Annotated in this window: 12 protein-coding genes; 1 reads left to right on the forward strand and 11 read right to left on the reverse strand. The window is 70.0% G+C overall.

The annotated features are described in order from the left end of the window. Positions 1-83: 83 nt before the first annotated feature. The 11 genes from ACIQ8J_RS04125 to ACIQ8J_RS04175 form a co-directional block, all read right to left on the reverse strand. Complete coding sequence (locus ACIQ8J_RS04125) at positions 84-887, reverse strand: TIGR03936 family radical SAM-associated protein (protein ID WP_403264513.1); 804 nt, start codon at positions 885-887, stop codon at positions 84-86. A 291-nt stretch (positions 888-1,178) separates the two neighbouring features. Continuing rightward, complete coding sequence (locus tag ACIQ8J_RS04130; protein WP_403264516.1) at positions 1,179-3,104, reverse strand: TIGR03960 family B12-binding radical SAM protein; 1,926 nt, start codon at positions 3,102-3,104, stop codon at positions 1,179-1,181. Between the two features lie 84 nt (positions 3,105-3,188). Further along, positions 3,189-4,733, reverse strand: coding sequence for a CHAD domain-containing protein (locus ACIQ8J_RS04135; protein ID WP_403264519.1), 1,545 nt, complete (start codon positions 4,731-4,733; stop codon positions 3,189-3,191). Between the two features lie 82 nt (positions 4,734-4,815). Further along, the gene (gene rodA, locus ACIQ8J_RS04140; protein ID WP_403264522.1) at positions 4,816-6,006 is read right to left on the reverse strand and encodes a rod shape-determining protein RodA; all 1,191 of its coding nucleotides are present in this window, start codon (positions 6,004-6,006) and stop codon (positions 4,816-4,818) included. Between the two features lie 4 nt (positions 6,007-6,010). After that, entirely contained in the window at positions 6,011-8,251 is a 2,241-nt protein-coding gene (gene mrdA, locus ACIQ8J_RS04145; protein ID WP_403264524.1) for a penicillin-binding protein 2, read from the reverse strand. Positions 8,252-8,270: 19 nt separating this feature from the next. Next, a complete protein-coding gene (mreD, locus tag ACIQ8J_RS04150; RefSeq protein ID WP_403264527.1) occupies positions 8,271-8,945 on the reverse strand; it encodes a rod shape-determining protein MreD in 675 nt (224 codons plus the stop codon). A 12-nt stretch (positions 8,946-8,957) separates the two neighbouring features. Further along, a complete protein-coding gene (mreC, locus tag ACIQ8J_RS04155) occupies positions 8,958-10,091 on the reverse strand; it encodes a rod shape-determining protein MreC (protein ID WP_403264529.1) in 1,134 nt (377 codons plus the stop codon). A gap of 121 nt (positions 10,092-10,212) precedes the next feature. Then, entirely contained in the window at positions 10,213-11,232 is a 1,020-nt protein-coding gene (locus tag ACIQ8J_RS04160) for a rod shape-determining protein (protein ID WP_053727412.1), read from the reverse strand. 267 nt (positions 11,233-11,499) lie between these two features. Beyond that, entirely contained in the window at positions 11,500-11,913 is a 414-nt protein-coding gene (gene ndk, locus ACIQ8J_RS04165; RefSeq protein WP_403264532.1) for a nucleoside-diphosphate kinase, read from the reverse strand. Positions 11,914-12,119: 206 nt separating this feature from the next. Further along, on the reverse strand, positions 12,120-12,467 hold the full coding sequence (locus ACIQ8J_RS04170; protein WP_403264534.1) for a DUF4233 domain-containing protein: 348 nt from the start codon (positions 12,465-12,467) through the stop codon (positions 12,120-12,122). Positions 12,468-12,472: 5 nt separating this feature from the next. Further along, complete coding sequence (locus ACIQ8J_RS04175; RefSeq protein WP_403264536.1) at positions 12,473-14,017, reverse strand: bifunctional folylpolyglutamate synthase/dihydrofolate synthase; 1,545 nt, start codon at positions 14,015-14,017, stop codon at positions 12,473-12,475. 101 nt (positions 14,018-14,118) lie between these two features. Between ACIQ8J_RS04175 and ACIQ8J_RS04180 the strand changes: the two genes are divergently transcribed. Continuing rightward, positions 14,119-15,126 carry a rod shape-determining protein gene (locus ACIQ8J_RS04180; protein WP_403264539.1) on the forward strand — a complete coding sequence of 336 codons (1,008 nt, stop codon included), beginning with the start codon at positions 14,119-14,121 and terminating at the stop codon, positions 15,124-15,126. Positions 15,127-15,152 lie beyond the last annotated feature (26 nt).

Consider the following 15,152-nt stretch of genomic DNA (forward strand, 5'->3'; position numbering starts at 1 on the left):
GGCCTGGCGAAAGTCTTTTAGGTCAGTGCGCGGCCCGACCCAGGTGGCTCCCGAGTGCCAGGGCTGCGCTTCAACGACTGCCCTTACGCGGCGGGACCTTCCGGCGCCGTCGCAGAGACGGTCCCGGCGGCCGTTTGTGGAGCGGCCGGGGCTGCCTCGCGGTCGGGCGCGAGCGGGTCGGTCACCGTGCCGGACTCCTCGTCGAAGAGCCCCTGCGCCAGCCTGGTCACCGCTGCGGGGACCGGCGGCGCCAGGTCGGCCACAGCTTGGAGACCGGACAGGACGTCGTCGGGTCGCACGGCAGGTGTCAGGTGCCGCACTACCAGCCGCAGTATCGCACAGGCGTCGCCCACCGGCCTATCGATGGGCGTCGCGGCGGCTTCGGCGGCCTGCGGAGCGAGCGCCCGGAGTTCGGCGACGGCGCCCCGGGTGTCGAAGGTGCGCATGCCGTTCTTCGTCTTGCGCTGGACCTCGACGGTCTCGGCGGCGAGGAACGTCGCGACGGCCTTCTCGGCGGCCTCGACGCTCACGCCGTCGAGCCGCAGCTCCCATACGGAGGCGGTCAGCCGGTCGGCGAGCCCGGAGGTGCGGACCTCGACGGCGTCCACGATGTCGAGCCCGGCGGGCAGCGACTCGTCGAGCAGGGCGCGCAGCTTCTCGGGGTCGCGCTGTGCGGTGAGGGCGATCTCCAGGTATTCGGCCTCGGAGCCGACGCCGGTGGGTGCGGCGTTGGCGTACGACACCTTGGGGTGCGGGGTGAAGCCCGCCGAGTACGCCATGGGCACCTCGGCGCGGCGCAGGGCCCGCTCGAAGGCGCGCTGGAAGTCACGGTGGCTGGTGAACCGGAGGCGGCCGCGCTTGGTGTAGCGCAGTCGGATGCGCTGCACCGCAGGTGCGGGCGGCGGGCCTTCGGGCTGTCGCTTGCCCAGTGGTTCTTCTCCTCGGTGCGGGGCGGGCGCGGTCGGCGCCGCCCACCGTCCTGTGGGGCCCCTCCGGTCACGGCCCGTCCACCACCCGGCTCATCCCTCCGTCGTACGGAAGGAGATCTCGGGGGCGGGCACCGCGCCGGAGGCAGTAGTTGTACTACCCAGAGTACGCGCCCACCGCCACCCCGGATTCCCTGCCGGACCGTGAAGGGCCCCCGGCCGAGCGGCAGGGGGCCCTTCGCGGTCGAGCGGTTACTTGACGACGGTCAGCGGCAGGAGCTTCTTGCCGGTCGGGCCGATCTGGATGTGGGTGTCCATCTGCGGGCACACCCCACAATCGAAGCAGGGCGTCCACCGGCAGTCCTCGACCTCGGTCTCGTCGAGCGAGTCCTGCCAGTCCTCCCACAGCCAGTCCTTGTCGAGGCCCGAGTCGAGGTGGTCCCAGGGCAGGACCTCCTCGTAGGTGCGCTCGCGGGTGGTGTACCAGTCGACGTCCACGCCGAAGGCGGGCAGCGTCTTCTCCGCGCAGGCCATCCAGCGGTCGTACGAGAAGTGCTCGCGCCAGCCGTCGAAGCGACCGCCGTCCTCGTAGACGGCGCGGATGACGGCGCCGATGCGGCGGTCACCGCGCGAGAGCAGGCCCTCCACGATGCCGGGCTTGCCGTCGTGGTAACGGAAGCCGATCGAGCGGCCGTACTTCTTGTCGCCGCGGATCTTGTCGCGCAGCTTGGTGAGGCGGGCGTCGGTGTCCTCGGCGCTCAGCTGCGGGGCCCACTGGAAGGGGGTGTGCGGCTTCGGGACGAATCCGCCGATCGAGACCGTGCAGCGGATGTCGTTCTGACCGGAGACCTCGCGGCCCTTCTGGATCACGTTCATCGCCATGTCGGCGATCTGGAGGACGTCGTCGTCGGTCTCGGTGGGCAGGCCGCACATGAAGTACAGCTTCACCTGGCGCCAGCCGTTGCCGTACGCGGTCGCGACGGTACGGATCAGGTCCTCTTCCGAGACCATCTTGTTGATGACCTTGCGCATGCGCTCGGAACCGCCCTCGGGGGCGAAGGTGAGGCCCGAGCGACGGCCGTTCCTGGTCAGCTCGTTGGCGAGGTCGACGTTGAAGGCGTCCACGCGGGTCGAGGGCAGGGACAGGCCGATCTTGTCCTCGGTGTAGCGGTCCGCGAGGCCCTTGGCGATGTCGCCGATCTCGCTGTGGTCGGCGGAGGAGAGGGAGAGCAGGCCCACCTCTTCGAAGCCGGTCGCCTTCAGGCCCTTCTCGACCATTTCGCCGATGCCGGTGATGCTTCGCTCCCGCACGGGGCGCGTGATCATGCCGGCCTGGCAGAAACGGCAGCCGCGGGTGCAGCCGCGGAAGATCTCCACGGACATCCGCTCGTGGACGGTCTCGGCGAGCGGGACCAGGGGCTGCTTGGGGTAGGGCCACTCGTCGAGGTCCATGACGGTGTGCTTGGACACCCGCCACGGCACGCCCGACTTGTTCGGTACGACACGGGCGATGCGGCCGTCCGGCAGGTACTCGACGTCGTAGAAGCCGGGGACGTACACCGAACCGGTCTTCGCGAGGCGGAACAGGACCTCCTCGCGGCCGCCGGGGCACCCCTCGGCCTTCCAGCCGCGGATGATCTCGGTCATGTCGAGGACGGCCTGCTCGCCGTCGCCGATGACGGCGCAGTCGATGAAGTCCGCGATCGGCTCGGGGTTGAAGGCCGCGTGGCCGCCCGCGAGGACGATCGGGTCCTCGACGGTACGGTCCTTCGACTCCAGCGGGATGCCCGCGAGGTCGAGCGCCGTGAGCATGTTGGTGTAGCCGAGCTCGGTGGAGAAGCTGAGCCCGAAGACGTCGAACGCCTTCAGCGGGCGGTGCGAGTCCACGGTGAACTGGGGCACCCGGTGCTCGCGCATGAGCGCTTCCATGTCCGGCCACACGCTGTACGTGCGCTCGGCGAGGACGCCCTCGCGCTCGTTCAGTACCTCGTAGAGGATCATGACGCCCTGGTTGGGCAGCCCCACCTCGTACGCGTCCGGGTACATGAGCGCCCAGCGGACGTCCGTGCTGTCCCAGTCCTTGACGGTGGAGTTCAGCTCACCGCCGACGTACTGGATGGGCTTCTGCACATGCGGGAGCAGAGCTTCGAGCTGTGGGAAGACCGATTCGGCAGACATCTCCGGACCTTCGTGGCTGGCAGGGGGCGACTCTCAAGCGTAACCCGAGCGGAAGCCGCCCCCTGCCCGCCGAACTCCCCGCGGTCAGGCCCCCGGCCGCAGCCCCGGCTTCGCCTCGGCCGCGCGGGCCCAGGCCTCGGGGAGTTCGCGCTCTCGGTCGGCCGCGGCCGCCTCCTCCTGTCCGTACAGCAGTCCCCAGGTGAACGCGGACTCGCCGGCCGCGTGGGCCTGGGCGGCCAGGGTCCGCAGGGCGTCGCGGGCGACCACGCTGTCCTGGTGGTCGCCGAGCACGGTCTGCACGGCCTTCATCCGTTTGGCGAACTTCTCGACGGGCCTGCCGAGTGCGGGGGTGGCGGCCTCGGCGGCGTACCGGGCGCGCTTGGCGGCCTTGCGGGCCTCGTGCAGGGCGAGGTCCCGCTCGTGCCCGGGGGCGAGGCCGAGCGCGGTGTGGACGCGGCCCGCGAGGCGGTCGTAGTCCTTGAGGACGGCCTTGAGCAGTACGTCGCCGACGGGCCGGCCCGCGTCGGGGAGGAGCGGCGGGGCCGCGAGCAGCGCGTCGAGTGCGTCGAGGAGGGCGAGGTAGCGCTTGCTGTCGAGGACGGCGATGGTCGTGCGCCGGGAGCCGCTGCGGCGGGCCGTGCTCCAGATGCGCAGCCGGCCGCGGACCGGGCCGAGCAGGAGGGTGCGGGGCAGCGCGGCGATACGGGCCTTGAGGCGCTCGGCGAGGACTTCCTGGTCGCGGTCCACGCCGAGTTCGGCGGCGAGCCATTGGAGTTCGTCGCCGACAGGGTCGGTGGCGGCCCGGTCGAGGACTTTGGCGTACGTCTTGAACGCGCTGCGCAGCCGGCGGGTGGCGACGCGCATCTGGTGCACGGAGTCGGGCAGTTCGCGGCGGACGGCGGGGTCGAGCGCGACGAGTGCGTCGCGCTGGGTGCGCAGGAAGCCGAGCACATGGGCGCCCGCGGTGCCGTCGGCGGGCCCGGTGGTCGGCGCGGGCGGCTCGTGCCGCGTGGCCGGGGCCGTCTCGTGGAGGGCGCGGGCGACCTTGGAGGGGCTGGTCGCGGGCCGGATGCCCGCCTTGCGCAGGCGTTTCTCCACCCGGTCCAGGATGCTCTCGTCCTCGACGCCGTCGGCCAGTTCGACCTCGATCTCGGTCCACGCGGTCGAGGAGGAGCCCTCGCGCAGTCCTTCGGCGCGGACGGTGTCGATGCTGAGTTCGGCGAGCAGCGAGCCGTCGTCGGCCAGGAGGTGGCGTACGTCGCGGGACGACAACAGCCGTACGACGGGGACGAGTTGGGCGGTTCGGACGCGGGAGCGCAGCAGGGCGGACAGGGTGCGCGGGAGGCGGTCGGAGAGCGGGGCGCGGATCTCGTCGCGGATTCCGAGGGCGACGGGGAACTTCAGGTGCCAGCCGGCGTCGGATCCGCCGGTTCTGCGGCGCAGGGTGACGGAGCCGGCGTCCAGGCGCAGGTCCTCGGTGTCGTAGTAGACGGCGTCGAGGTCGACCACGCCCTGGTCGGCCACCGCGCCGATGCCTGGCACCCGGGTCAGATCGGGAAGCCGGGTCCTGTCCCCGTCGGCTTCCGTGAACTCGAATTTCCGCTCGATCTCGCGCTTCGTGTCCGCCATGGCCAGAATCTAGACGCGATCGCCGGTCGGCGGCAGGACGCCGGACCAGCCATTTCTCCGGCCGGTCCGGCGTGCGGGTCAGCTATGCCGTTATCGGGCGCTGCACCCGGATCGACTGGAGCAGCCCTATGGCCACCCACACCGCGAACATGGAGGAGCCTCCGTACGAGACGAAGGGCAGCGGGATGCCCGCCACCGGCATGATGCCGAGCGTCATGCCGATGTTCTCGAAGGACTGGAAGGCGAACCAGGCGATGATGCCGGCCGCCACGATGGTGCCGTACAGCTCGGTCGTCTCGCGGGCGATGCGGCAGGCGCGCCACAGGACGATGCCGATCAGGACGATGATCAGGCCCGCGCCGAGGAAGCCGAGTTCTTCTCCGGCGACCGTGAAGACGAAGTCCGTCTGCTGTTCGGGGACGAACTGGCCGGTGGTCTGGGAACCCTTGAAGAGCCCGGTGCCGGTCAGCCCGCCCGAGCCGATCGCGATCCTCGCCTGGCTGGTGTTGTAGCCGACGCCGGCCGGGTCGAGTTTGGGGTTGGCGAACGCGGCGAAGCGGTTGATCTGGTACTTGTCCAGTATCCCGAGGGACGCGACCAGGATCGCCCCGATCACTCCGGAGACGAGCAGTCCGAAGATCCAGCGGTTGGAGGCGCCGGAGGCGAGCAGCACGCCGAGGATTATCACCACGATGACCATGGTCGAGCCGAGGTCGGGCATCAGCAGGATGCAGCCGATCGGGATCACCGCGAGGCCGAGCGACTTGACCACCGTGAGGTGGTCGGGGTGCAGTTGGTCGCCGGCGTCCACCCGGGCCGCGAGCAGCATCGCCATGCACAGGATGATCGCGATCTTGGCGAACTCGGAGGGCTGGAGGGAGAATCCGCCGCCGAGCACGATCCAGGAGTGCGCGCCGTTGACGGTGGCGCCGAGCGGCGAGAGCACCGCGAGCAGCAGCAGGATGGCGAGCCCGTACAGGACGGGCACGGCGCCGCGCAGGGTGCGGTGGCCGAGCCAGATCGTGCCGACCATCAGGCAGAGCCCGATGCCGGCGTTCATGATGTGCCGGATCAGGAAGAAGTACGGGTCGCCCTGGTTGATGTTGGTGCGGTTGCGGGTGGCGGACCACACCAGGAGCGAGCCGACGAGACAGAGCGCGAGGGCCGCCAGCAGCAGCGGCCAGTCGAGTCTGCGCAGCACCGAGTCGCGTGCGGTGAGCTTGGCGAAGGCGCCCCGGTCGGGGGCGTACCGCTGGACGGAGAAGCCTGCCATGGCGCTAGTCCCTCCGTGGGTTGCGGTTGTCGGTGTTGGCGTTGGTGTTGGTGGCCGTGTTGTCCGGCGGCTGCGGCTGGCCGGAGGGCTGCTGGGGCTGGCCGTCGGGCTGCTGCGCGGGGGCCTTGTAGGCGTTCGGGTCGTACGCGGTGACCGTCGGCGCGTCGATGGAGCCGTCGGCCTGGACCTTGGGCAGGGACTGCTCGGGCTGCGGCAGCATGGCGCGCTTGAGGTCCTGGTGTCCTGCGGAGTCGATGCCGTACATCGCCGAGTAGATGTTGCGCACGGCCTCACCGGAGGCGCCGGAACCCGTACCGGCCTGGGCGATCGTCATGACGACCGTGTAGTCCTTGGAGTACGTGGCGAGCCAGGACGTGGTCTGCTTGCCGTAGACCTCGGCGGTACCGGTCTTGGCGTGCAGCTCGATCTTGTCCTGCGGCCAGCCCTGGAACTTCCAGGCGGCGGTGCCGCTGGTGACGACGCCCGCGAGTGCCTTGTTGTAGCCGTCGAGGGTGGCCTGGTTGACCGGCAGCCTGCCGTTGACCTTCGGCTTGATCTCCTGGACGGTCTTGCCGTCGGCGCTGATGATCGCCTTGCCGATGGTCGGCGCGTGCATGGTGCCGCCGTTGGCGATCGCCCCGTAGATCATGGCCTCCTGGATCGGCGTGACGAGGGTGTCGCCCTGGCCGATGGCGTAGTTGATCGAGTCGCCCTCGCGCATCTTGTTGCCTTCGAGGCAGTTCTCGTACGCGATCTTCTCGACGTAAGTGCCGTCCTTCTTGCCGGTCTTGCACCAGGAGTCCCTGTTGGCGTGCCAGGTGCTCTCCTTCCACTGGCGGTCCGGGACGCGGCCGGTCACCTCGTTGGGGAGGTCCACGCCGGTTGTCTTGCCGAGGCCGAACTGGTGGGCGGCCTTGTAGAAGTAGTCCTTGGGCTGGCCCTTCTTCGGGTTGATGCCGCCGTCCTTCTTCCACTCGTTGTCGGCGAGCCCGTAGAAGACGGTGTCGCAGGAGACCTCCAGGGCGCGGCCCAGCGAGATGGGGCCGAAGCTCTCGCCCTCGAAGTTCTTGAAGACCTGCCCGCCCACGGAGTAGGAGCTGGTGCAGGGGTAGCCACCGTCCCACTTGTAGCCGGCCTCGACCGCGGCGGCCGTGGAGACCACCTTGAAGGTCGAGCCGGGCGCCGCCTGACCCTGTATGGCCCGGTTCAGCAGCGGGTAGTCGCCGTCCTTGCCGGTGAGCTGCTGGTAGTCCTTGGCGGAGATGCCGCCGACCCAGACGTTAGGGTCGTACGTCGGTGCGGACGCCATGGCGACGATCCGCCCGGTCTTGGCCTCCATCACGATGACCGCGCCGGAGTCCGCCTTGTAGTTCTCGTTCGTGATCTTGTCGAACTGCTGGCGGGCGGCCTTCATCGCGAAGTCCAGCTCGTACTCGGCGACCGCCTGCACGCGTGCGTCTATCGACGTGACGATGTTCGAGCCGGGCTGCGCCTTGTCGCTCTGCGCCTGCCCGATGACCCGCCCGAGGTTGTCCACCTCGTACCGGGTGACACCGGCCTTGCCGCGCAGCGCCTTGTCGTACGTGCGCTCCAGGCCGGAGCGGCCGACCTGGTCGGAGCGCAGGTAGGGCGAGTCGGTGTTCTTCGCCTTGGTGATCTCGTCGTCGGTGACGGGCGAGAGGTAGCCGAGCACCTGGGCGGTGTTGGACTTGCCGGGCCCGGGGTAGCGGCGCACGGCGGTGGGGTCGGCGGTGATGCCGGGGAAGTCCTCGGAGCGTTCGCGGATCTGCAGGGACTGCTGGGTGGTGGCCTGGTCGGTGACGGGGATCGGCTGGTAGGGCGAGCCGTTCCAGCAGGGCTTGGGGGTCTTGGCGTCGCAGAGCCTGACCTTGTCCATGACGTCCTGCGGCTTCATGCCGAGCACTGCGGCGAGCCGGGTGAGGACGGCCTTGCCCTTGTCGGGCATCTTCATCAGGTCGGTGCGCGAGGCGGAGACCACCAGGCGGGTCTCGTTGTCGGCGAGCGGCACCCCGCGGGCGTCCAGGATCGAGCCGCGCACGGCGGGCTGGACGACCTGCTGGACGTGGTTGTTCTTGGCCTCGTCCGTGTACTCCTTGCCGTTGCGGATCTGGAGGTACCACAGGCGTCCGCCCAGCGTGAACAGGAGCGAGAAGACCAGGACCTGGATGATGACGAGCCGGATCTGCACCCGAGGGGTGCGGCCGGTCTCGGGAATGTTGCTCATGCCTTGACGACCCCCTGGTTCACAGTCGCTTGACGCCCTTGATGCGGCCGGCTCGGGCGGCCCGGTTCTTGGCGACCTTGATGCGCAGTCCGCCGCGCTGGCCGCCGATGCGCAGTCCGGTGCCGCCGGCGATCCAGCCGGAGGTGATGTTGTTCTTGGGGTTGCCGTTGGCGGTGGTCTCGACGAGCGGATCGTTCTCGGCCCGCCGGGCGATCGCCATGATCAGCGGCACGGTGAACGGCGCCAGCAGCAGGTCGTACACGGCGGCCGTGAACAGCAGGCTGGGCAGCCCGACGTGGCGGGCCGCGGTGTCCCCGACGAGCGCGCCGACCGAGGCGTACAGCAGCGTCGAGCCGATGGCCGCGCCGACCACCACCAGCATCGGCCCGGTGGCCGAGCGCAGCCGGCCGTAGTCGGGCTTGGCGAGCCCGGCGAGGTAGCCGATCACGCACAGGACGAGGGCATAGCGCCCGGCGGCGTGGTCGGCGGGCGGCGCGAGGTCGGCGAGCAGCCCCGCGCCGAATCCGACGAAGGCTCCGCCGACGTGGCCGTAGACGAGGGCCAGACCGAGCACGGTGAGGAGCATCAAGTCCGGTACGGCGCCGGGGAGTTGGAGGCGGGCGAGGACGCTCACCTGGATGACGAGGGCGACGACGATCAGGGCGGCGGAGAGGATGACCCTGTTGAGACGCATCTGGATCAGCTCCTACTGGTCGCCGTTGGCGTTGGCTTTGCCGTTGCCGTTCGGATCACCGTTGGGATTCGGAGGCGGATTGGCGTTCCCGTTCGCGTTGGGGTTCGCGTTGGCGTTGGGGGTCGCGTTGGCGTTGGGGGTCGCGTTCGCATTCGCGTTGGCGTTGGGGTTCGCGTTCGCGTTCTGATTGGCGTTCGCGTTCGTGTCGGGGCTGGCGTTGCCCTGGCCGTTGGGGCTGGCGGGCGGGCTGACCGTGACGGTGACCGTGGGCGTCGGGGTCGGCTGGGGCTTGGCGGGCAGCACCTGGTCGCGGGGATCGGTGCGCGGGGCCTGGACCACGATGCCGACGATGTCGAGCTTGGTGAAGGCGACGAACGGGCGGACGTAGATGGTGCGGGTCAGGGCGCCGCCCGAGGGGTCGACCTTGACGACCTCGCCGACCGGGACGCCCGGCACGAACGGCTTGTCGGCCTGGGACCCGAAGGTCACCAGGCGGTCGCCCGGGTTGACCTTGGCCTTGCCGTTGAGCAACTGCACCGACAGCGGCCGGTCGCCGTGGCCGGTGGCGAAGCCGAGTTCGTCGCTGTTCTCCATGCGGGTGCCGACGGTGAAGTCGGGGTCGTTGGCGAGCAGCACGGTCGAGGTAGAGGGGCCGACGGTGGTGACCCGGCCGACCAGGCCCTCGCCGTTGAGCACGGTCATGTCGCGCTTGATGCCGTCGTTGGATCCGGCGTCGATGGTGACGGTCCAGGAGAAGCCCTGGGCCGCTCCTATGGCGACGACCTGGGCGGCCTTGATGCCGTACTGGCCGTCTCCCGCCGTCTTCAGCATCGCGTCGAGCTGGTTCAGGCGGGAGCGGTTGCGGGCGTCGCTGCCGAGCTTCTGGCGGAGCGTCTCGTTCTCGGCCTGGAGGGCGGAGATCTTGTTGTGCCGCTTGCCCGAGTCGCGTACCGCGCCGATGGCGTTGCCGATCGGGTCGACGGCGGCCGCGACCCCGTTCTCCACCGGCCCGAAGACCGTGGCGGCGGCCTGCCGGGCGCCGGCTACCGGTGAGTTCTCCCCGCCTCTGATATCGACCGTGATCAGCGCGAATGCGACGGCGATCAGCAGCACCAGGAGCAGCCGGCTCTCTCGTGTGTCCCTCACGTGCGGCGGCCGTGCCTTCCTCGTAGGAATGTGGGTGATCTACAAGATCTCTTCGATCTGTATATCAACGATCCGCCGTACGGGTTGGCAGTGCCCCGTACGGCGGACGCAGGCCCGGGAGCTATCTGCGGGGCTGGGCGTCGAGGACCTGCTGGAGGGCCTCGAACTCCTCGACGCACTTGCCGGATCCGAGGGCGACGGAGTCCAGCGGGTCCTCGGCGATGTGGATCGGCATGCCGGTCTCGCGGCGCAGCCGCTCGTCGAGGCCGCGCAGCAGGGCGCCGCCGCCGGTGAGGACGATGCCGCGGTCCATGATGTCGCCGGAGAGCTCCGGCGGGCACTTGTCCAGGGTGGTCTTCACGGCGTCGACGATGGCGTTGACGGGCTCCTCGATCGCCTTGCGCACCTCGGCGGCGGAGATGACGACCGTCTTCGGCAGCCCGGAGACCAGGTCGCGGCCGCGGATCTCGGTGTGCTCGTCCTTGTCGAGGTCGTACGCCGAACCGATCGTGATCTTGATCTGCTCCGCGGTGCGCTCGCCGAGGAGGAGCGAGTACTCCTTCTTGATGTGCTGGATGATCGCGTTGTCGAGCTCGTCGCCGGCGACCCGGATCGACTGCGCGGTGACGATCCCGCCGAGCGAGATCACGGCGACCTCGGTGGTGCCGCCGCCGATGTCGACCACCATGTTCCCGGTCGCCTCGTGGACCGGCAGGCCCGAGCCGATGGCCGCGGCCATGGGCTCCTCGATGATGTGCACCTGGCGGGCACCGGCCTGCGTCGAGGCCTCGATGACGGCGCGGCGCTCCACTCCGGTGATGCCGGAGGGCACACAGACCACGACGCGCGGGCGGGCCAGGTAGCGGCGCTTGTGGATCTTCAGGATGAAGTAGCGGAGCATCCGCTCGGTGATCTCGAAGTCGGCGATCACGCCATCCTTCAGCGGCCGTACGGCAACGATGTTGCCCGGCGTACGGCCGATCATCTTCTTGGCTTCGGCGCCGACCGCCAGGATGCCGCCGGTATTGGTGTTGATCGCGACCACGGACGGCTCGTTCAGGACGATTCCGCGGCCCCTGACGTACACCAGCGTGTTGGCGGTCCCGAGGTCGACAGCCATGTCACGGCCGATGAACGACATTTTGTTGCTCCCCATGAGGATGCGTCCGGCCTTCCCTAATCGAGCGTTGACGGCTTCTCAGGTCGGCGAGGTGGGTGCTGTGAGCGTGAGGCCCCATCGTAGTCCGGCCTGCACGGACACGGCGCGTTGGTCCACCTCAGTAATGGTGACGTCGTGTCGGGGCGATGCGTTCCCGAAGTCGGCCCGCATATGCCGAAGGGCGACCGAAATTCCTTCGGTCGCCCCAGGTCATGAGCGCTATTTGGCTGACACTTCGTCAGGAAATGCTCAGTCGCGGCCCGGGAAGAAGATCTTGAGTTCTCGCTCCGCGGACTCCTCGGAGTCCGAGGCGTGGATGAGGTTCTCGCGGACGATGGTCCCGAAGTCGCCACGGATCGAACCGGGCGCGGCCGCGATCGGGTCGGTGGGACCGGCCAACTGGCGTACACCCTCGATGACGCGCTCACCCTCGACCACCAGGGCGACGACCGGACCGGACGACATGAAGGCGACCAGCGGCTCGTAGAACGGGCGGCCCACGTGCTCGGCGTAGTGCGTTTCCAGGGTGGCGCGGTCCAGCGTGCGCATCTCCAGCGCGGTGATCCGCCATTCGGCCTTGCGCTCGATGCGGCCGACGATCTCGCCGACCAGCGAGCGACGGACGGCGTCCGGCTTGAGGAGGACGAGGGTGCGCTGCGTCATGGTGTACGGCTCCTTGGCAAACGTGTGCGGTCCGCCGAGGTTACCGGGTGTAGTTGAACGGGAAGCACCCGGTCCCGGGATACCCCGCGTGCGCGGGGAGCGCGACCAGCGAGACGGCGGGCACGACGGATGGCCCGGACCACCCCCGCAGCGGCGGGGAGGGACTGGGTGCCGGGCCGGTCGAGCACCCGGCACCGGCAACTCCCCTACTGCGGCTGGGCCTCCGCCTGCGCGGCGAATCTCGCCTTCGCCTCGTCGATCTTGCGGCCGAAGTGCACCGAGGCCCACCACAGCGCCGCGAACATCAGGCCCATGAAGAACATCAGCGGGACGACGAAACCGCTCGCGATCAGGGCGATCTGGAGCGCCCAGCCCAGCTCGACGCCGCCGCGCCGGCCCAGCATCCCGCACAGCAGCACCGAGAGCAGCATGCCGATGCCGCACACCGTCCACACCGTGGCGGACGCAAGGTCCGGGTCCTTCATGGCGACGAGCCCCGCGAAGGCGATGACGAAGAACTCACCGATCAGGGTGGACGCGCAGAGCGTACGCATCGGCTTCAGCCCCTCTTCAGCAGCAGCCGGGCATCGCCGACCGTGAACACGGAGCCGGTGACGAGGACGCCCGCGCCGGCGTATTCGTCCTCCTCCTCGGCCAGGGTGATCGCCGCTTCGATCGCGTCGTCCAGGCGCGGCTCGACCACGACCCGCTCGTCGCCGAACACCTCGACGGCGAGGGCGGCCAGCTCGTCCACGTCCATGGAGCGCATGGAGGTGTTGGCGGTCACGACGACTTCGGCGAAGACCGGCTCGAAGGCTTCGAGCAGGCCCTTCACGTCCTTGTCGGCGCTGGCCGCGACCACACCGATCAGGCGCGAGAAGCCGAAGGCCTCGGTCAGCCCGTCGGCGGTGGCCCGCGCGCCCGCCGGGTTGTGCGCGGCATCCAGGACGACGGTCGGCGAGCGGCGCACGACCTCCAGGCGGCCCGGCGAGACCACGGAGGCGAACGCCTTGCGGACGGTGTCGATGTCCAGCGGCCGGGCGTGCTGCGAGCCGATGCCGAAGAAGGCCTCGACCGCGGCGAGCGCCACCGCCGCGTTGTGCGCCTGGTGGGCTCCGTACAGCGGGAGGAAGACCTCCTCGTACTCGCCACCGAGCCCGCGCAGCGTCAGGAGCTGGCCGCCGACGGCGACTTCGCGGGCGACGATGCCGAACTCCATGCCCTCGCGGGCCACCGTCGCATCGGCCTCGACGGCCTTCTTCAGCATGACCTGGGCCGCGTCGACGGGCTGCTGGGCGAGGATGACGGTCGCGCCCTGCTTGATGATCCCGGACTTCTCGACGGCGATCTCGGCGGGCGTGTTGCCGAGCCGGTCGGTGTGGTCGAGGTCTATGGGCGTGACGACGGCGACGCCCGCGTCGATGACGTTCGTCGCGTCCCAGGAGCCGCCCATGCCCACCTCGACGACGGCCACGTCGACCGGGGCGTCGGCGAAGGCCGCGTACGCCATGCCGGTGAGGACCTCGAAGAAGGAGAGCCGGAACTCCTCCTTCGCGTCCACCATCTCGACGTACGGCTTGATGTCCTCGTACGTCTCGATGAAGCGCTCGGCGGGGATCGGCAGGCCGTCCAGGCTGATCCGCTCGGTGATCGACTGGACGTGCGGCGAGGTGTAGCGGCCGGTGCGGAGCTCGAAGGCGCCGAGCAGGGCCTCGATCATGCGGGCGGTGGACGTCTTGCCGTTGGTGCCGGTGATGTGGATCGTCGGGTAGGCGCGCTGCGGCTCGCCGAGGACGTCCATCAGCGCGGCGATCCGGCTGACCGACGGCTCCAGCTTGGTCTCGCCCCAGCGGCCCGCGAGCTCCCTCTCCACCGCGCGCAGCGCCGCGTCCACCTCGGGGTCGGCGGGCCGGGCGGGCACGGCTTCGCCCTGGGGCAGGCCGCCGTGGGCGCGCAGGGTGCGGCTGCCGGCCTCGATCACCGCCAGGTCGGGGGTCGGGGTCTCCCCCGGTCGAGCGGATTCGAGATCTTGGGGGAGGTCGGTCTCGGCTTCGACGATTGCGTCGAAGGCATCGGGTTCACTGTGGTCGGGCTGCTCGGTCACAAGGCCAGTCTACGGAGGGGCACCGACAGGACCTTGGACCCGCCCCTTTCGGGACGTTCGGCCCCCGGCGTACGCAGACTCTCCCGGCAAACTTGGCGATCATGGACATAGGGATCGACCTCGGGACCGCCAACACGCTTCTGTACGCAAGAGGGCAGGGCATCGTGCTCAACGAGCCGTCCGTGGTGGCGATGAAGGAGGGCGGTCGCACGGCCCTTGCCGTCGGCACGGAGGCCAAGGAGACCATCGGCCGCACGCCCGGCTCGATCACCGCGATCCGGCCGCTGCGGGACGGCGTGATCAGCGACTACGAGGCGGCGGAGGAGATGATCCGCCACTTCGTGAAGAAAGCCGTGCCGGGGCGCCGCCCCCGCACCCGCATGGTGGTGTGCGTGCCGAGCGGGGTGACCCCGGTGGAGCGGCGCGCGATCGTGCACGCCGCTCAGCGGGCCGGCGCGCGGGCCGTGCACCTCATCGAGGAGCCGATGGCGGCGGCGATCGGCGCCGGGCTCCCGGTGTCGGAGCCGCGCGGCTCGATGGTGGTGGACATCGGCGGCGGCACCTCCGAGGTCGCGGTGATCTCGCTGGGCGGCATCGTGACCTCGCAGTCCCTGCGGGTGGGCGGCGACCGCCTGGACGCCGCTATCACCGATTACGTACGCAAGGAGCACTCGCTGCTCATAGGCGAGCGCACCGCCGAGGACGTCAAGTGCGCGATCGGGTCGGCGTGGCCGGTGCCGGGCAACGCGGAGCTGGAGGAGCGGACCTTCACCGTCCGGGGCCGCGAGAAGGTGGGCGGCCTGCCCAAGACGCTCTCCCTCACCGCGCGCGAGGTGCGGGCCGCGCTGGACGAGCCGGTCGAGGCGATCATCGCGGCGGTCCGGGTCACCCTTGAGGAGTGCCCGCCCGAGCTGTCCGGCGATGTGATGGAGCACGGCATCGTGCTGACCGGCGGCGGCGCGCTGCTGCCGGGCCTCGACCTGCGGATGGCCTCGGCGACGGGCATCCCGGTGTTCGTGGCGGAGAACCCGCTGGACTGCGTGGCGCTCGGCTCGGGCAAGTGCGTGGAGGACTTCGACCAGTTGCAGCGGCTGCTGGCCAGCGCGTAAAGGGGCGCTCCCGGCCGGCACCCACC

The organism is Streptomyces sp. NPDC094147 (assembly GCF_044764265.1).
Lineage (GTDB): Bacteria > Actinomycetota > Actinomycetes > Streptomycetales > Streptomycetaceae > Streptomyces.